Source organism: Rhizobium sp. PK7-22, from assembly GCF_056530405.1.
Window position 1 is genome coordinate 1,961,562 of record NZ_CP096514.1, and the last position, 15,963, is coordinate 1,977,524.

Sequence of the window (15,963 nt, forward strand, 5' to 3'; positions counted from 1 at the left end):
AAGATCAATCATCTTCCTGCGGCTTTGCAAGCTTCGAGGCCGAGCCGGCAATGCGGCTGACGAGGTCCGGCAGGTCCTCGATTTCCGTCCAGCGGCTGCCCGATTTCGGCAGGTCGGCCGAGCTTGCCGGCAACATGGCGCCGGCAAAACCGAGCTTTTCCGCCTCCTTCAGCCGCTGCGCCGTCTGCGACACGGGGCGCACGGCGCCCGACAGGCTGATCTCGCCGAAGTAGACGAAATCGGCCGGCAGTGCGACACCGGCAAGCGACGACACGAGTGCCGAGGCCACCGCCAGATCAGCGGCGGGTTCGGAGATGCGGTACCCGCCGGCGACATTGAGATAGACATCGTGCTGGCCGAACCGCACGCCGCAATGGGCCTCAAGGACCGCGAGAATCATCGACAGCCGGGAGGAATCCCAGCCGACCACCGCCCGCCGCGGCGTGCCGAGCGAGGTCGGTGCCACCAGCGCCTGCACCTCCACCAGCACCGGCCGCGTTCCCTCCATGCCGGCGAAGACTGCGGCGCCCGGCGATTTCGCATTGCGTTCGCCGAGGAAGAGTTCGGAGGGATTGGTGACCTCCCGCAACCCCTTGTCCGACATTTCGAAGACGCCGATCTCGTCGGTCGGGCCGAAGCGGTTCTTGACGGTGCGCAGGATCCGGTACTGGTGTCCGCGGTCGCCCTCGAAATAGAGCACCGCGTCGACCATGTGCTCCACGACCCGCGGACCGGCGATTTGCCCTTCCTTGGTGACATGGCCGACGAGCACCATGGCCGCACCCGTCTGCTTGGCGAACCGGATCATCGCCTGCACGCCGGTGCGCACCTGGGTGACGGTGCCGGGCGCCGAATCGGCCGTATCGCTCCACAGCGTCTGGATCGAATCGATGATGACGAGGTCGGGCCGCTTGCCCTCGGCGATCGTTGCGAGAATGTCTTCGACGTTGGTCTCCGCGGCCAGCAGCACCTCGGTGTCTGCGGCGTCGAGCCGCTGCGCCCGCAGCCGCACCTGCGCCACCGCCTCTTCCCCCGAGACATAGATGATCCGATGACCGCGGCGCGACAGGGCTGCCGCCGCCTGCATCAGAAGGGTCGACTTGCCGATCCCGGGGTCGCCGCCGATCAGCACCGCCGAGCCGCGCACGAAGCCGCCGCCGGTGGCACGATCGAGCTCGGAGATGCCGGTATGGATGCGCGGCGCTTCCTCGATTTCGCCAGACAGCGTGGTGAGCGCCACGGCACGGCCCTTCTTCGGCACTTTGCCGGGACCGCCGCCGATGCCGCCCATCGGATCTTCCTCGACGATGGTGTTCCACTCGCCGCAGCCGTCGCACTTGCCGGCCCAGCGGCTGTGCACCGTGCCGCAGTTCTGGCAGAGGAATTGGGTCTTTGCTTTTGCCATGGTTTTGTCGCCGCCTCGGTCTGATGTCCGCATGAGAACGAAAGCGGAACGTTCTCCACTTAATCGGCCCAGGCGACGCTGGCAAGGGGGAGGCGGCTAGTCCGCCTGCAGATACCGGCGCTCGTGGCGCAGCCCGAGGCTGGTGAGGAGTTCGTAGCCGATCGTCCCGCCGGCGCGCGCGGCCTCGTCCAGCGCGATGTTCTCTCCGAACAGTTCGATGTAGTCGCCGGCCCGCACCGCGCCTTCAGGCAGGTCCGTCACGTCGAAGATCGTCAGGTCCATGGTGATGCGCCCGATGACGGGAACCCTGTGGCCCGCCACGAAGCCGACGCCGCCGGGACTGCCGTCTGCCCGAAGCGGAATACCGGAGCCCGACAGCGACCGCAGGTAGCCGTCGGCATAGCCGACCGAAGCGACCGCCAGCCGGCTTGGTCGCGTCAGCCGGTGGGTCGCGCTGTAGCTGACGGTCTCACCGGCGCCCGCGTCGCGGATCTGGATGATCCGGCCCTCGGCCGTGGCCACCGGCCGCAGCGGTGCCGCGCCGGAAACGGATTCACCGCCGTAGAGGGCAATGCCCGGCCGCGTCAGGTCGAAGTGGTAGTCCGGCCCGAGAAAGATCCCGGCGGAGGCCGAAAGGCTTGATTCGATGCCTTCGAAAGCGGCGCTAACCTGCCGGAAGGATTCAAGCTGTGCCGCATTAGCCGGGGAGGAGGGCGTGTCGCCGCTGTAGAGATGAGAGAGGATCAGCACCGGCGAAAAGCTCGCCGGCCGCGAGACGTCCTCTGCCAGCGCCAGCGCTTCCTCGAGCGCCAGCCCAAGCCGATTGAACCCGGTATCGACCTGCAGCGCGCACGGATAGTCGCCGTGCTCGGCGATCACCGCCATCCAGAACGCGAGCTGTTCCTCGGAGGCAAGGACGGGGACAAGATCGTTCTCGAAGAAGATCCGCTCCTGCCCGGGCCAGATGCCCGAAAGCACGAAGATGCGTGCCTCGGGCGCATAGGCGCGAAGCGTCGCGCCCTCCTGCGCCACCGCCACGAAGAAGTCGCGCGCGCCGGCTTCGTAGAGCGTCGCGCCGCAGTCCTCGAGCCCCAGCCCATAGGCATCCGCCTTGACCACGGCCGCCGCCCGCGCAGATCCTGACCGCTGCCCCATGTCCCGCCAGTTGTCCGCCAGCGCCTGCAGGTCGACCGTCAGCCGCACCGGCGCAATGTCGAAATCATCGATGGCTTCGGGAAACTCGTCTTGGTCGGTCATGGAGATGCTAGATCCGTCGTCTGCGGGGTGGCAATTTGGTCCGGAACCTAGCACTTTTGTTCAAGACGGTAATGCCCGACGGGGATAATCTGCCGCTATGCACAATGTTTCGCAGGAACACGCGCTGAATGAAATGCCGCTGGCGCGGACGGAAAGTTCGCGCTTCTGGCGTGATCACCGTTTCGGCGGCATGGAGTGCCTGTCGGCGACCTTCCTGACTCACGAATATGCGCCGCACGCCCACGACACCTACAGCATCGGCGCGATCGAGCGCGGTGCGCAGGTTTCCACCATCAAGGGAGCGACGGAGCATACCGGGCCGGGGCGGCTCTACCTGATCAATCCGGGCGAGGTGCATGACGGCGCGCCGGCGGAAGAGGGCTACCGCTACCGGATGATCTATCCCGGCATCGAGCTGATGCGCCGCGTGCTGGAGGATGTGTCCGGTCGGTCGGTCCACGGAACGCCGGCCTTCGCCAACCACCTGCCGCTCGATCCGGAGGTTGCCAGCGCGTTCCAGCGGGCGCATCGGCGGCTTGAGGCAAACGTTGGGGCGCTGGAAGCGGACGAGGGCATGTTCTCGGTGCTCGTTCTGCTTTTCCGGCGTCATGGCGAGACGATCCTCCTGCCGCCGGAGACGCGGGAGCGGAGTGCCGTGCAGCAGGCACGCGATTACCTGGAGGAGAACTTCGACGAAGATATCGGGCTGGAGGAGTTGGCGCGCGTCGCGGGCCTCAGCCGCGCCCACCTGATCCGCGCCTTCCGCAAGGAATATCACATCACGCCGCACGCCTTCCTGACCGATATCCGCATCCGCCATGCCCGGCGCCTCTTGCGCGCCGGCGCGGCACCCGCAACCGTCGCGGCGGATTGCGGCTTTGCCGATCAGGCGCATTTCGCCCGCCATTTCAAAGCGCGAACGGGCGTCACTCCCGGCCGCTACCGCGCCGCCTGATCACTTTCCTTCAAGACCCTCTGCCGGACTTCCGGGTAGATCCTCTCCAAGCAAGAGAGGAGACTCGATGACTTCAGAAGATGAAACAGCCGGCGACTTCATGGCCGGCGTGCGCGCCATCCTGCCACTGCTGGTCGCCGTCGTCCCGGTCGGGGCCGTCTTCGGCGCAGTTGCCGTGACGAAGGGTCTGTCGGTGGCCGAAACGGTGCTGATGAGCGCCCTGGTGTTTGCCGGCGGATCGCAGTTCGTCGCCATGGACATCTGGACGCATCCGGCAAGCTGGAGCGGCATTGGGCTGGCGGCGCTGCTGGTCAACCTGCGCCACGTGCTGATGGGCGCGTCGCTCGCCGGAAAGATGCGGCGCTTCAGCGGCCTGCAGACCGTCGCTGCCATGCCGTTCCTGGCCGACGAGCTGTGGGCGATGTCGGAAGCGCGCGCCCGGACGGCGGAGGGACTATCGCCACGCTGGTTCGCCGGCATCACCCTGCCGTTCTACAGTGCCTGGGTCCTCTCCACGCTTGTCGGCGCCGGGCTCGGCAACAGCCTCGGTGAGCCGTCAGTGATCGGCCTGGATTTTGCCTTCCCGGCGGTCTTCCTGGTGCTGATTGGCGGGTTCTGGAAGGGAAGGGGTACGGCTGCCGTGATCGTGGCCAGTGGCGCCGCCGCACTCGTCGTCCATCAGTTCGCCGGCGGGGTCTGGTACATTATCGCCGGTGCCGCGGCCGGTCTGTTCTGCGCAGCTGTCATCGCGCAAGACGACGATGGCGTTACATCGAGCGAAGTGGACACGGCAGCATGACGATCACGCCGTCGACCTTCTTCGTCATCCTGGCGATGGCCGTCGCGACGCTGCTGACCCGCTACGGCGGCCTCGTCCTCGTCCGCTACCTCGAGCCGAAAGGCGTCACCCGGCGCATGCTGGAAGCCGTGCCGCCGGCTGTCCTCACCGCCGTCGTCGCGCCGACTGCCCTGGCGACCGGTTCTGCGGAGACCCTCGCCTGCCTCGCCACCGTTGTGGCCGCCCGGCGCCTGTCGCTGCTCCCGAGCGTGACGATCGGCATCGCCTGCGTCGCGCTGCTGCGGGCGGCAGGGATCTGAGGCCTGCCGCTCCGCTTGGCCTCTCAGTGCTCTTCGTACTGGATGAAGCTCGGCTCGGCGAGGTCGGTGAAGCGGGTGAACTCCGACTGGAAGGCGAGCTTGACGGTGCCGGTCGGTCCGTGGCGCTGCTTGGCGATGATCACGTCGGCCGTGCCCTTTACCTTCTCCATCAGCGATTCCCACTCGGGATACTTCGGATCGGAAATGTCGCGGGGCTCCATGTTCTTCACGTAGTATTCCTCGCGGAACACGAAGAGCACCACGTCGGCGTCCTGCTCGATCGAACCCGATTCGCGAAGGTCGGAGAGCTGCGGACGCTTGTCCTCGCGGCTTTCCACCTGACGCGACAGCTGCGACAGGGCAACGATGGGAACATTCAGTTCCTTGCCGAGCGCCTTCAGGCCGGTGGTGATCTGGGTGATCTCCTGCACGCGGTTCTCGCCGGATTTGCCCGAACCGGTCATCAGCTGGATATAGTCAACCACCAGGCAGTCGAGGCCGCGCTGGCGCTTCAGGCGCCGGGCACGGGCGGAAAGCTGGGCGATCGAGATACCACCGGTCTGGTCGATGAAGAGCGGCACCTTCTGCATCATCTGGCTGCAGGCGACCAGCTTCTCGAAGTCGGCCTCGGTAATGTCGCCGCGGCGGATCTTGGAGGAGGAGACTTCCGTCTGCTCGGAGATGATACGAGTGGCGAGCTGCTCGGACGACATTTCGAGCGAATAGAAGCCGACGACGCCGCCGTTTCTCGCCTTGAACGAGCCGTCCGGCTGCACTTCCGGCTCATAAGCAGCCGCGATGTTGTAGGCGATATTGGTGGCCAGCGAGGTCTTGCCCATGCCCGGACGTCCGGCCAGCACGATCAAGTCAGACCGCTGCAACCCGCCCATCTTTGCATCCAGCGAGACGATGCCGGTGGAAATGCCCGACAGATGGCCGTCGCGCTCGAAGGCGGCGCCGGCCATGTCGATGGCAAGCGCCACGGCGTCGTTGAACGACTGGAAGCCGCCGTCGTAGCGGCCGGTCTCGGCCAGTTCAAACAGACGGCGCTCCGTGTCCTCGATCTGCGTCTGCGGCGGCATGTCGAGCGGCGCGTCATAGGCGATGTTGACCATGTCCTCGCCGATGGTGATCAGCGCCCGGCGCAGCGCCAGGTCGTAGATCGCCCGGCCATAGTCTTCCGCGTTGATGATCGAGACGGCTTCGGCGGCGAGACGCGCCAGATACTGCGCCACGGTCAGGTCGCCGACCCGCTCCTCGGCCGGCAGGAAGGTCTTCATGGTGACGGGATTGGCCGTCTTGCCCATGCGGATGATGTCGCCGGCCACCTCGAAGATCCGGCGATGCAGCGGCTCGTGCAGATGCGGCGGCTTCAGGAAGTCCGAGACCCGGTAGTAGGCATCGTTGTTGACGAGGATCGCACCGAGCAGCGCCTGCTCCGCCTCGATGTTGTTCGGGGCCTCGCGGTAGTGCGGTTCGGCGTCCTTGTTGCTGAGTGGCGCCAGCTTGCGTGCTACGTCCTGCATATCGTCCAATCGAGTCTTCTGTGCTTCAGCGCGATCCTACAGCACTCTGGCGCCGCCATGGGAGAGACGACGCGAGAATCTTGCGAAACCGGCGATCTCCACAGCCTGACTGGAGCCTGTGGATAAAAAACGCGCTGAAACAAACGAGATCTGTTGACCGTGGCAAAAGGGCCGAAGCCTGCCACGGTCGAAGGAGAATATCTTCTCCCGCGTCTGCCTACAAGGCCGCTGACGTGGCCCGGTAGCTCGAAAGCTGTCGGAAGAGGACCGGCAGGACCAGCGCGAAGCCGACGAGCGATGAGGTGAGTTCCGGCACGACGAGCAGGATCGCCGACAGTACCAGCAGCGGCCTTTCCCACGACAGCGTCCGCACCAGCATGAAGCCGGAGAGGGCGGCCCCCAGGAAGGTGATGCCGAGCGTGCAGCCGATGAAGGCGATGAAGAAATTGCTCCAGGTGAAGTCCGCCGTCACCAGCAGCAGGGAGGGGGAGAACACGAAGACGAACGGCACCAGGATCTTGCCGAGCCCGAGCCGGAAGGCGGTATTGCCCGTCTTGAACGGATCGGCGCCGGCCATGCCCGCCGCGGCATAGGCCGCGAGCGCCACCGGCGGCGTGATGTCGGCCAGCACCCCGTAATAGAAGACGAAGAAGTGCGCCACGATCGGCTCGACACCCAGCATGCCGAGCGTCGGCGCGGCGATGGTTGCCATGATGATGTAGTTGGCCGTCGTCGGAATGCCGCAGCCCATCAGGATGCAGACGATGCCGGTCATGATCAGCGTAAACAGCAGTGTCAGCGCCTGCGGCCCGAACCAGTCCGTGGGCATGAAGGTGCCGATGAAGGCGGCGATCTCGGCAGCCGTCGTCGTGACGATGTAGGAGATCTTGAAGCCGACGCCGGTCAGCGTCACGACGCCGACGACGATGCCGACGGTAGCGGCGGCCGCACCGACGGCCAGCGCATATTTCGCGCCGTCGCGAAGGCTGTCGAAGATTTCCGCGGGCGACATGCGCCGACGTGGGTTGAAGAGGCCAACCAGCACGCAGAGCGTGATGCCCCAGAAGGCGGCGAGATAGGGCGTGTAGCCCGAAAGCAGGATGCCGACGAGAACGACGAGCGGGATGACGGTCGGCCAGTCGCGCTTGAAGGCTTCCTTCAGGTCGGGCATTTCCTCTTTGGTCATGCCGCGCATGCCGGTGCGCTTGGCCTCGAAGTGGACCTGCACCAGCACGCCGAAGAAATGCATGAAGGCCGGCACGATCGCGGCGATGATGATGGTCGTATAGGGCAGGTTGAGGAATTCGATCATCAGGAAGGCGGCGGCCCCCATGATCGGAGGAGTGATCTGCCCGCCGGTCGATGACGCCGCCTCGACGGCTCCCGCGAAGGATCGCGAGTAGCCCATGCGGATCATCGCCGGGATCGTCAGCGAACCGACGGTGACCGTATTGGCAACCGACGAGCCGGAGATCATCCCGAACAGCGCTGAACCGAAGATCGAGATCTTTGCCGGACCGCCGGCATAGCGCCCGGCGACCCATGCGGCGCAGTCGAGGAAGAGCTGTCCGAGCCCGATGCGGGTCGCAAACACGCCAAACAGCACGAAGTGGAAGACATAGGTCGCCACAACCCCGAGCGCGATGCCGTAGATGCCCTGGCTCGTCAGGTAGAGATGGTTGATCAGCTGCGAGAAGCTGGCGCCCGGATGAACCAGGATGCCCGGCATCGACTGCCCGTACATCGAATAGGCCATGAAGCAGACGGCGATGATCGGCAGCGGCCAGCCGACCGAGCGGCGCGTCGCCTCCAGAAGGACGACGACCAGGATGCCGCCGAGGACCACGTCCGTCGTCGTCGGATTGCCGACCCGGAAGGCGAGATCATCGAGCGGAATGAAGGGCACATGCATGACCGCGACGATGGCGCCGATCGCCAGCGCCCAGTCGAACAGCGAGATGCCGAGCGGTCGCACCAGGCCGGCGCGTGCCGGCTCGCTGTATCCCTTCTTGGAGAAGGGGAAGACCAGGAAGATCAGCCCGAGCACAAAGGACAGATGGATGCCGCGATGGAGCATTTCCGACAGCAGGCCGAAGCCGGCGGTATAGTAGTGGAAGACCGACAGGGCGACGAGCAGGGTGCCGACGATGCGGGCGGCCATCGGCGCCAGCGGCCTGAACCGGATTTCCGAATCGAACTGTTCTTCCAGTTCCCGCGCCTTTGCCTCGTCCAGCTCCATCGGAGCGATCTTGTCGCCGTCGGCCATCGATGTCCCTCTGCCTGTATCGTCTTGTCTCAACAAAAAGCGGCGGCCTGCTTCTGGCGGACCGCCGCTGTTCTTCCGGTATGGAGCCGGAGCTTATTTCAGCGCGCCCACTTCCTTGTAGAAGCGCTCGGCGCCCGGATGCAGCGGGATGCCGAGGCTGGTCGTGGCATTCTCCAGCGTGATCATCTTGCCCTTGGCGTGACCGGCGTCCAGTTCCTTGCGGGTCGCGTCGTTCCACATCGTCTTGGTGATGTTGTAGACGAGGTCGTCGGACTGCTTGGCGCTGGTCACCCACTGGGCGGCAACCGAGATGGTTGGCGTTTCTGCAACGCCGGCATAGGTTTCAGCCGGAACAGTGTCCTTGGAGAAGAAGCTGTATTCTTCCATCAGCTTGTCGACTTCCGGGCCGCTGATCGGCACGAGCGAGATGCCCGCGGACGTTGCCAGTTCCGAGACCGCGCCGGTCGGATAGCCGCCGACGAAGAAATAGGCGTCGAGTGCGCCATCGCGAAGCATGTCGCCGGCAGGACCCGGCTTCAGGTGTTCCGCCTCGATGTCGTCTTCGGTCAGACCGAAGGCGCCGAGAACGATGCGGGCATCGACGATGGTGCCGGAGCCGGGTTCGTCGATCGAGACGCGCTTGCCTTTCAGGTCGGCGATCGAGTTGATGCCGGCGTCCTTGCGGGCGACCACATGGATGGTTTCGGGATAAAGCGTGGCGATCAGGCGCAGATCTTCGACCTTGCCCTTGCCTTCGTAAAGACCGGTGCCGGTGTGCGCCCAGTAGGCGACGTCCGACTGGGTAAGGCCGGATTCCATCGAGCCGCCCTGGATGGCGTTGATGTTGGCGACCGATCCGTTGGAGGCGACTGCCGTGGCGACCAGGCCTTCGACGCCCTTGCCCTCGGCGCCGGAGATCGCGTTGGCGATCAGGCCACCGATCGGATAATAAGTGCCGGCGGTGCCGCCGGTGCCGATGCGGAAGAAGGCGGGTGACTGTGCGAAGGCGACGCTGGCGCCGACCGCAAGCACGCCGACCATGGCGATCAGACTTTTCTGGAATTTCATGGGTGTTCCCTTTCTCCTGTTTTTTTCACCATGGGGAAGGAGCAGTCGCTATGTCAACAGCCTCTCCACCTTGTTCGACAACAGAAAAGGCCCCCGGTGGATAACCACCGGGGGCCTTTTCCTGTTTGGTTGTAACGAAGGCTTACTCGTCGTCGCCGTCGCGATCCGCATCCGGATCGAAGAAGTCTTCCGGACGCAGGGCATCTTCGTCGACGCCGTAGATCGCATCAGCCGAGGTCAGGCTCTCGCCCTGTGCCTGGCGGGCGGCTTCTTCGGCCGTACGGGCAACGTTGATCTCGATCTGGATCTCGACTTCCGCATGCAGCAGGAGCGTGACCTTGTGCAGGCCAATGGCCTTGATCGGCTGGCTGAGGTCGACCTGGTTACGGCCGATGTTGAAGCCTTCGGCAGCGAGCGCATCGACGATGTCGCGGGCAGCAACCGAACCGTAGAGCTGACCGGTTTCGCCGGCCGAACGGACCATGACGAAGGTCTTGCCCTGCAGCGCGTCGGCGACCTGCTGCGCTTCGCCCTTGCGCTCGAGGTTGCGGGCTTCGAGCGTCGCACGCTCGGCATCGAAGCGCTTCTTGTTGGCTTCGTTGGAGCGCAGTGCCTTGCCCTGTGGCAGAAGGAAGTTACGGGCGTAGCCGTCACGGACCTTTACGGTCTCGCCCATCTGGCCGAGCCGGGCAATCCGTTCAAGGAGAATAACATTCATGGATTTGTCCTTTCGAGAAGTTACTTGGTTTCGTTGGATTGATCTGCGTCTCGCCCCGGCGTCAGCGCAATCGTCCGCCGCGTGTCGGCAATGCCGAGGACGAGGATGAAGAGCGCCGGCAGGAGCATGAACGAGGAGAGATAGGCAAGCACCAGCACCGGCAGGCGCCAGTCCTTGCCCTTGGTGCGGTAGTGCAGACCGGCAAAGCCGGCCATCAGGAAGCCGGCGCCGAAGGTGCCGCAGACGGTGGCGCCGACCATGGCCGGGACGCCGCCGAGGAAGGTGGCGAGGATACCGGCCAGGAAGACGAAGATGGCGTAGCGGTTCATCCGCAGTGCCGAGGGCATGTCCTCGCGCGGGCGAAGGGCACGCGCCGAGCGGGAGACCAGCCGGGTGGCGATGTAATAGGCCGCAAACAGCAGGAGGACCCACAGGCCGCCCTGGATCATCGGCAGCATCAGCACGAACATCGACTTCGTCTGCGCAAGGCCGGCCGGATCCGGTATCAGCGTCGGGTCCTGCGTCTGCAGGGCCTGGGTCATCATGTCGACCATCTCGTTGGTCAGGTCCGGCCCGTAGCCGATCACCACGCCGAGCGCGATGACGGCCAGCGTCACCAGACCGCAGAGATGCAGAAGGATGTCCGAGAGCGGGTACCAGGCCAGGAGATCGTCAGGTCCGCCGACTTCGGACGCCGGACGCGCCAGATTGGCCAGATGAGAAAGCCAGCCGGCCGGGATCAGGGTGAAGATCGCCATGGTCAGCGCGAAAGGCAGCGACACGATGAGCGAGCCAAGGACTGCGGCCGTCACGATCGCCATCACGGCGGTGCGGTTGCCCCAGCCGAGGCCGGCGACCAGAATGGGAAGGGCGGAGGCGGCGTAAAGAACGGAAGCAAGCGCCGGCTGCGACATCGCCACCAGCACGAGCAGGGTAGCGACAACGCCGGCAAGAATGCCGATCGGCAGCAATGTCTGGTTTGATGTCTTCACGGGTCTCGCTGTCCTGCACAAAGCAGTTAGGGGATCACGTCCGGATTTCCCGGGCATCTCCATCCCCAACATGGGATTTTTGGTTCTTCCGATCCGCGCCCATCGCGAAAGGGACGAGGCTCGCCGAATGCTCGGCGAGCCTCTGTTCGTATTTACGCTACGACGTAGGGCAGCAGGCCGAGGAAACGGGCGCGCTTGATCGCCTTGGCGAGTTCGCGCTGCTTCTTCTGGGAAACGGCGGTGATGCGCGACGGTACGATCTTGCCACGCTCGGAAATGTAGCGCTGCAGGAGACGAACGTCCTTGTAGTCGATCCGCGGTGCATTGGCGCCCGAGAAGGGGCAGGTCTTGCGGCGGCGATGGAACGGACGGCGTGCCGGAGCGGCGGAAATGTCAGCCATGGTGTTTTCTCCTTAAGCTCTATTACGCACGGTCTTCGCGCGGACGGCGCTCGAAGCCACCTTCGCGCGGGCCGCGATCTTCGCGGGGACCACGGTCGGGACGGGGACCACGGTCGCGGTCGCCGAAGCTCGGACGGTCGCCGTCACGACGCGGACGGTCGTCACGGTCGCGCTTCTGCATCATCGCGGAAGGACCTTCTTCATGCTTCTCGACGGAAACCGTCATGTAGCGAAGGACGTCTTCGTTGATGCGCATCTGGCGTTCCATCTCGTGCACGGCAGCGGCCGGTGCGTCGATGTCCATCAGGGCGTAATGAGCCTTGCGGTTCTTGTTCATGCGGTAGGTGAGGGACTTGAGGCCCCAGTTTTCTACGCGCCCGACCTTGCCGCCATTCGCTTCGAGGACACCCTTGTACTGTTCTACGAGGGCGTCGACCTGCTGCGCGGACATATCCTGTCGGGCAAGGAATACGTGTTCATAAAGAGCCATGTAAGCTTTGCCTTTTCTTGCGTTTAGTCTGTCACCCGGCTTTAGGCGGCTAAGCCTCAACGACTGCTCCTGATGGGCATGACGCCCGGCAAGAAAAGTTGTTTGATCGAGACGGTCGAGAGCGGAGACACGGGAGGCTGGAACCTTGTGGTCCCTGCAGTCCGGTCGCCCGGACCTGCCCTCCGTTCAGCCACCAGCCAGAAGACCGGGTGTTCGAACAGGCGCGCTTATACGCGCAACGGCTGGAAACGCAAGGGCCGAGCCGCAATTTTGCGGTCTACACCTGGACCAGCACGACGGTATAGACGCCGTAGAGCAGCAGCATCGCGCCGGCCACAAGCCTGCGGACGCCGACATGCGTCAGCAGCAGCGCGGACAACCCGAGCGTCACCGCCAGCATCACCGGCACATCGAAGTTCCCGAAGCGGGGAGCGACCGCAATCGGCTGGATGATCGAGGTGACGCCGAGGATGAACAGGATGTTGAAGATGTTTGACCCGACGATATTGCCGATCATGATGTCGGAGTGTTTGCGCAGCGCCGACATCACGCCCGTCGCCAGTTCCGGCAGCGAGGTGCCGACGGCGACTACCGTCAGCCCGATCACGGCCTCCGAGATGCCGAACTCCCGGGCAAGGCTGGTGGCGCCGCGCACGAGGAATTCCGCGCCGGCGAAGAGTGTCGCCAGGCCGCCGAAAATGAGGAGGGCCATGAAGCCGCCGCTCAGCGCCTCGTGCCGAACCTCATCGTCCAGGACAACGGCCCTGCCACGGCTCTGCATGTAGGCGTAGCCGAGATAGGCGGCCAGGGATGCCACCATGAGAAAGCCGGCAAGGCGGCCGATCTCGCTGAACTGGACCAGGCCGAGCAGCAGAACGGCGGAACCGATCATGACATAGGTGTCCCGTTTCACGCTCTTGTCCCAGTCGGAAATCGGGAAGATCAGGCCGCAGAAGCCGATGATCAGCAGGATATTGGCAGTATTCGAACCGACGACGTTGCCAAGCGCGATGTCGGACGAACCGTAAAGAGCAGCCCGCAGCGAAACCAGCAGTTCGGGCATCGAAGTGCCGAAGCCGACGATAATCAGCGAGACCAGCAGCGTCGGAATGCCAAGCTTGTAAGCAAGAGCTATGGCCCCGCGCAGCAGCCATTCCGCCCCGAAATAAAGGCCGACGAGTCCGCCCAAAACCAGCAAATAATCCATAAAATCCCCATCCGGCACTCGCCATCGCGATCAAACGGACCCCAATTGGTGGGCCTGGCGCGATTTTACAGTTCACGCGACTTCACTTTCTCGTGGGTTTGTCCAAAAACAGGTCATCCCGGCATGAGCGCCCTTGTTCCGTGTGAACACCCTATCACACGCATGTGTTTGCAGAAGTTGTAACATCTCGCGATTGACGCCCGTAGAAGGGGCCAGTTGCTGCTTGCCTGCTGGGTGTTGCAGCCGCCAATCGTGAGACTGCGACAACTCACAGAAACAAACAATGGAGGATCGAATGAAGAACGGGATGATATCGGCACTGGCAGCGGGTTTTGCGGTAGCCATGACGCTGGCGGCCACGGCCGGCGCGGCGGAGTTGAAGCCCTACGATCAGGCGTCTTTTGAGATGGCGCAACAAAATGGCGATCCAATCGTCGTCGACATCTGGGCAAGCTGGTGTCCGACCTGCAAGGCCCAGGAGCCGATCATCGAGGAACTGGCCGCATCGCCGGACTTCGCCGACCTGACGATCTTCCGGGTGGATTTTGACGCGCAGAAGGACGTGGTTCGAGCCCTCGGTGCCCGCAGTCAATCGACGCTGATCGCCTTCGACGGGATGAATGAGACCTCCCGCTCGGTCGGTGATACCAGTCCGCAGACGATCGAAGCGCTGTTCCGATCGACCATGAAGAACTAGGCGATGATCGGCTCTCTCTCGCTTGCAGGGCTTGCCGGCGCCCTGTCGATCCTGTCGCCCTGTGTCCTGCCGCTGCTGCCGATCGTACTGACGAGTGCAGCCAGCAAGCATCGCTACGGTCAATGGGCGCTGGCGCTTGGATTGGCCGGCTCGTTCGTGGCGATCGGCATGTTCGTTGCTGTGATTGGCTTCGGCATCGGTCTGGATCTCGCCTTTTTCCGCAGCTTTGCCGCTCTGCTGATGATCGTCTTCGGCGTGGTGCTGATGGCGCCATCGATGCAGACACGGCTTGCGGCAGCGGCCGGGCCGGTCGGCAACTGGGCCGAGCGCCGGTTCAGTGGTTTTGGTGAGGAGGGCTGGAGCGGGCAGTTCCTCGTTGGCATCCTGCTCGGCGCCGTCTGGAGCCCTTGCGTCGGGCCGACGCTGGGGGCTGCTTCGCTGATGGCCGCGCAGGGGCAGAACCTCGGAGAGGTGTTCCTGACAATGGTGGCGTTTGGCATCGGAGCGGCCACCCCGCTGCTTCTGCTGGGGACGCTGTCGCGGGATGCCATGCAGCGCTGGCGCGGCCGGATGATGGAGGCCGGAAAGGCGATGAAGGCCGGGCTCGGCCTGCTTCTCGTCCTCGTCGGACTGGCGGTGCTGACCGGTCTCGACAAGCGCGTCGAGACGACGCTTGTCGATCTGTCGCCGGAATGGCTGACGCGGCTTACCACACGCTTCTGATGCCGGACGCGGCCCTTGCGAGCCGCGCCCGGGTCGGTCAGATCGGCATCGGATACTGTCGATGGACAGCGGCGATATCCTTCATCGCCGCGTCGTTCAGGCTCACGTCCTTCGCCCCGATGACAGTCTTCAACTGCTCGATGCTGGTGGCGCCGATGATGACGGAGGCCATGAAGGGTCGCGACAGGCAGAAGGCGATCGCCATCTGCGCCAGATCGAGGCCGTGCCTGGCCGCCACCGCTGCATAAGCCTTGACCGCCGGCTCCTGCAGCGGCTGCAGGCGTCCGCCAAGGTCGGCGTTGATGCTGGCGCGGGATCCTTCCGGGCGCGCGCCGTCCAGATACTTGCCGCTCAGGATGCCCGCGGCGAGTGGCGAATAGGCCAGCAGCCCGACGTCCTCGTGGTGGGCGACTTCGGCGAGATCCAGATCGAACGGCCGGTAGAGAAGATTGTACTCGTTCTGGATCGAGGCAACACGCGGCAGGCCCTTCGCCTCTGCCGCCTTCAGGTACTGCATCGTGCCCCAGGCGGTTTCGTTCGAGAGGCCGATAGCGCGGATCTTGCCGGCCTTCACCAGGTCGCCGAGCACGTCGAGCTTTTCCTCGATGCCGGAAAGGGCTTCGGCGCTGTCCTGCGTCGAGGCGTCGAAATCCCAGGAGTTGCGGAAGTGATAATGCCCGCGGTTCGGCCAGTGGATCTGGTAGAGGTCGAGATAGTCCGTCCGTAGACGCCTCAGGCTGGCGTCGACCGCCTCCTGTATGGTTCCCCGGTCGACCGGTCGACCATCGCGGATATGCGGCCGCCCGCTGCCGGCGACCTTGCTGGCAAGCACGATGTCACTCCGCTTGCCTGTCTTCTTCAGCCAGCTGCCGATGAATTCCTCTGTACGGCCGTAGGTCTCGGCGCTCACGGGTGTCGTCGGGTAGAGTTCGGCGGTATCGAAGAAGTTGATCCCGGCCTCCAGCGCATGATCCATCTGCTGATGCGCCTCGGCCTCGGTGTTCTGCGACCCCCAGGTCATCGTTCCAAGGCAGATCTCCGACACGGAGATGTCTGTGCGACCCAGTGTGTTGAATTTCATGAAATAGATCCCGTGCTTGCAGATGCCGCAAACTTAATCCGGAATTGCTGCAGTGCAAGCGTCCGGTGCCCGCAGTCGC

General features: G+C 64.3%; 16 protein-coding genes. 5 read left to right on the forward strand and 11 right to left on the reverse strand.

Annotated features, from left to right (window positions below; all coding sequences use genetic code 11):
• Window positions 1-4 precede the first annotated feature (4 nt).
• Window positions 5-1,405 carry a DNA repair protein RadA gene (gene radA / locus M1E10_RS14290; RefSeq protein WP_499173482.1) on the reverse strand — a complete coding sequence of 467 codons (1,401 nt, stop codon included), beginning with the start codon at window positions 1,403-1,405 and terminating at the stop codon, window positions 5-7.
• Window positions 1,406-1,501: 96 nt separating this feature from the next.
• On the reverse strand, window positions 1,502-2,662 hold the full coding sequence (alr, locus tag M1E10_RS14295; protein ID WP_499173483.1) for an alanine racemase: 1,161 nt from the start codon (window positions 2,660-2,662) through the stop codon (window positions 1,502-1,504).
• A gap of 97 nt (window positions 2,663-2,759) precedes the next feature.
• On the opposite strand from alr, the gene M1E10_RS14300 reads away from it, so the two are divergent.
• The 3 genes from M1E10_RS14300 to M1E10_RS14310 all read left to right on the forward strand — a co-directional run bounded on the left by M1E10_RS14300 (window position 2,760) and on the right by M1E10_RS14310 (window position 4,715).
• Window positions 2,760-3,617 (forward strand): AraC family ligand binding domain-containing protein, encoded by an 858-nt coding sequence (locus M1E10_RS14300; RefSeq protein ID WP_499173484.1) that lies wholly within the window; start codon window positions 2,760-2,762, stop codon window positions 3,615-3,617.
• A 67-nt stretch (window positions 3,618-3,684) separates the two neighbouring features.
• Window positions 3,685-4,416: an AzlC family ABC transporter permease gene (locus tag M1E10_RS14305; protein WP_499173485.1), complete on the forward strand. Its 732-nt coding sequence runs from the start codon at window positions 3,685-3,687 to the stop codon at window positions 4,414-4,416.
• Window positions 4,413-4,715, forward strand: coding sequence for an AzlD family protein (locus tag M1E10_RS14310; protein ID WP_499173486.1), 303 nt, complete (start codon window positions 4,413-4,415; stop codon window positions 4,713-4,715). The genes M1E10_RS14305 and M1E10_RS14310 overlap by 4 nt, the downstream gene beginning before the upstream one ends.
• Window positions 4,716-4,738: 23 nt before the next feature.
• Here M1E10_RS14310 and M1E10_RS14315 read toward each other — a convergent pair whose 3' ends face one another.
• The 8 genes from M1E10_RS14315 to M1E10_RS14350 all read right to left on the reverse strand — a co-directional run bounded on the left by M1E10_RS14315 (window position 4,739) and on the right by M1E10_RS14350 (window position 13,383).
• On the reverse strand, window positions 4,739-6,241 hold the full coding sequence (locus tag M1E10_RS14315; protein ID WP_499177184.1) for a replicative DNA helicase: 1,503 nt from the start codon (window positions 6,239-6,241) through the stop codon (window positions 4,739-4,741).
• Between the two features lie 217 nt (window positions 6,242-6,458).
• Window positions 6,459-8,507 carry a TRAP transporter permease gene (locus M1E10_RS14320; RefSeq protein ID WP_499173487.1) on the reverse strand — a complete coding sequence of 683 codons (2,049 nt, stop codon included), beginning with the start codon at window positions 8,505-8,507 and terminating at the stop codon, window positions 6,459-6,461.
• Window positions 8,508-8,600: 93 nt separating this feature from the next.
• Complete coding sequence (locus M1E10_RS14325; RefSeq protein WP_499173488.1) at window positions 8,601-9,575, reverse strand: TAXI family TRAP transporter solute-binding subunit; 975 nt, start codon at window positions 9,573-9,575, stop codon at window positions 8,601-8,603.
• 142 nt (window positions 9,576-9,717) lie between these two features.
• Window positions 9,718-10,293, reverse strand: a complete 576-nt coding sequence (rplI, locus tag M1E10_RS14330) for a bL9 family ribosomal protein (RefSeq protein ID WP_499173489.1) — start codon at window positions 10,291-10,293, stop codon at window positions 9,718-9,720.
• Between the two features lie 20 nt (window positions 10,294-10,313).
• A complete protein-coding gene (locus tag M1E10_RS14335; protein ID WP_499173490.1) occupies window positions 10,314-11,285 on the reverse strand; it encodes a YybS family protein in 972 nt (323 codons plus the stop codon).
• A gap of 152 nt (window positions 11,286-11,437) precedes the next feature.
• On the reverse strand, window positions 11,438-11,686 hold the full coding sequence (rpsR, locus tag M1E10_RS14340) for a 30S ribosomal protein S18 (protein ID WP_029618450.1): 249 nt from the start codon (window positions 11,684-11,686) through the stop codon (window positions 11,438-11,440).
• Between the two features lie 22 nt (window positions 11,687-11,708).
• Window positions 11,709-12,176 (reverse strand): 30S ribosomal protein S6, encoded by a 468-nt coding sequence (rpsF, locus tag M1E10_RS14345; protein WP_499173491.1) that lies wholly within the window; start codon window positions 12,174-12,176, stop codon window positions 11,709-11,711.
• 277 nt (window positions 12,177-12,453) lie between these two features.
• Entirely contained in the window at window positions 12,454-13,383 is a 930-nt protein-coding gene (locus M1E10_RS14350; RefSeq protein WP_499173492.1) for a sodium:calcium antiporter, read from the reverse strand.
• A 295-nt stretch (window positions 13,384-13,678) separates the two neighbouring features.
• Between M1E10_RS14350 and M1E10_RS14355 the strand changes: the two genes are divergently transcribed.
• Together M1E10_RS14355 and M1E10_RS14360 are read left to right on the forward strand one after the other, a co-directional pair.
• On the forward strand, window positions 13,679-14,080 hold the full coding sequence (locus M1E10_RS14355; protein ID WP_499173493.1) for a thioredoxin family protein: 402 nt from the start codon (window positions 13,679-13,681) through the stop codon (window positions 14,078-14,080).
• Between the two features lie 3 nt (window positions 14,081-14,083).
• On the forward strand, window positions 14,084-14,803 hold the full coding sequence (locus M1E10_RS14360; protein WP_499173494.1) for a cytochrome c biogenesis CcdA family protein: 720 nt from the start codon (window positions 14,084-14,086) through the stop codon (window positions 14,801-14,803).
• Window positions 14,804-14,840: 37 nt separating this feature from the next.
• On the opposite strand, the gene M1E10_RS14365 is transcribed toward M1E10_RS14360, so the two are convergent.
• A complete protein-coding gene (locus tag M1E10_RS14365; RefSeq protein ID WP_499173495.1) occupies window positions 14,841-15,884 on the reverse strand; it encodes an aldo/keto reductase in 1,044 nt (347 codons plus the stop codon).
• Window positions 15,885-15,963 lie beyond the last annotated feature (79 nt).

What these genes read in the sequence shown, in the direction of transcription:
- rpsF (WP_499173491.1), bottom strand. Translation starts at nt 12,176, where the DNA reads ATGGCTCTTTATGAACACGTATTCCTTGCCCGACAGGATATGTCCGCG.
- M1E10_RS14350 (WP_499173492.1), bottom strand. Translation starts at nt 13,383, where the DNA reads ATGGATTATTTGCTGGTTTTGGGCGGACTCGTCGGCCTTTATTTCGGG.
- M1E10_RS14315 (WP_499177184.1), bottom strand. Translation starts at nt 6,241, where the DNA reads ATGCAGGACGTAGCACGCAAGCTGGCGCCACTCAGCAACAAGGACGCC.
- M1E10_RS14325 (WP_499173488.1), bottom strand. Translation starts at nt 9,575, where the DNA reads ATGAAATTCCAGAAAAGTCTGATCGCCATGGTCGGCGTGCTTGCGGTC.
- M1E10_RS14360 (WP_499173494.1), top strand. Translation starts at nt 14,084, where the DNA reads ATGATCGGCTCTCTCTCGCTTGCAGGGCTTGCCGGCGCCCTGTCGATC.
- M1E10_RS14310 (WP_499173486.1), top strand. Translation starts at nt 4,413, where the DNA reads ATGACGATCACGCCGTCGACCTTCTTCGTCATCCTGGCGATGGCCGTC.
- M1E10_RS14300 (WP_499173484.1), top strand. Translation starts at nt 2,760, where the DNA reads ATGCACAATGTTTCGCAGGAACACGCGCTGAATGAAATGCCGCTGGCG.
- radA (WP_499173482.1), bottom strand. Translation starts at nt 1,405, where the DNA reads ATGGCAAAAGCAAAGACCCAATTCCTCTGCCAGAACTGCGGCACGGTG.
- M1E10_RS14320 (WP_499173487.1), bottom strand. Translation starts at nt 8,507, where the DNA reads ATGGCCGACGGCGACAAGATCGCTCCGATGGAGCTGGACGAGGCAAAG.
- alr (WP_499173483.1), bottom strand. Translation starts at nt 2,662, where the DNA reads ATGACCGACCAAGACGAGTTTCCCGAAGCCATCGATGATTTCGACATT.
- M1E10_RS14365 (WP_499173495.1), bottom strand. Translation starts at nt 15,884, where the DNA reads ATGAAATTCAACACACTGGGTCGCACAGACATCTCCGTGTCGGAGATC.
- rplI (WP_499173489.1), bottom strand. Translation starts at nt 10,293, where the DNA reads ATGAATGTTATTCTCCTTGAACGGATTGCCCGGCTCGGCCAGATGGGC.
- rpsR (WP_029618450.1), bottom strand. Translation starts at nt 11,686, where the DNA reads ATGGCTGACATTTCCGCCGCTCCGGCACGCCGTCCGTTCCATCGCCGC.
- M1E10_RS14305 (WP_499173485.1), top strand. Translation starts at nt 3,685, where the DNA reads ATGACTTCAGAAGATGAAACAGCCGGCGACTTCATGGCCGGCGTGCGC.
- M1E10_RS14355 (WP_499173493.1), top strand. Translation starts at nt 13,679, where the DNA reads ATGAAGAACGGGATGATATCGGCACTGGCAGCGGGTTTTGCGGTAGCC.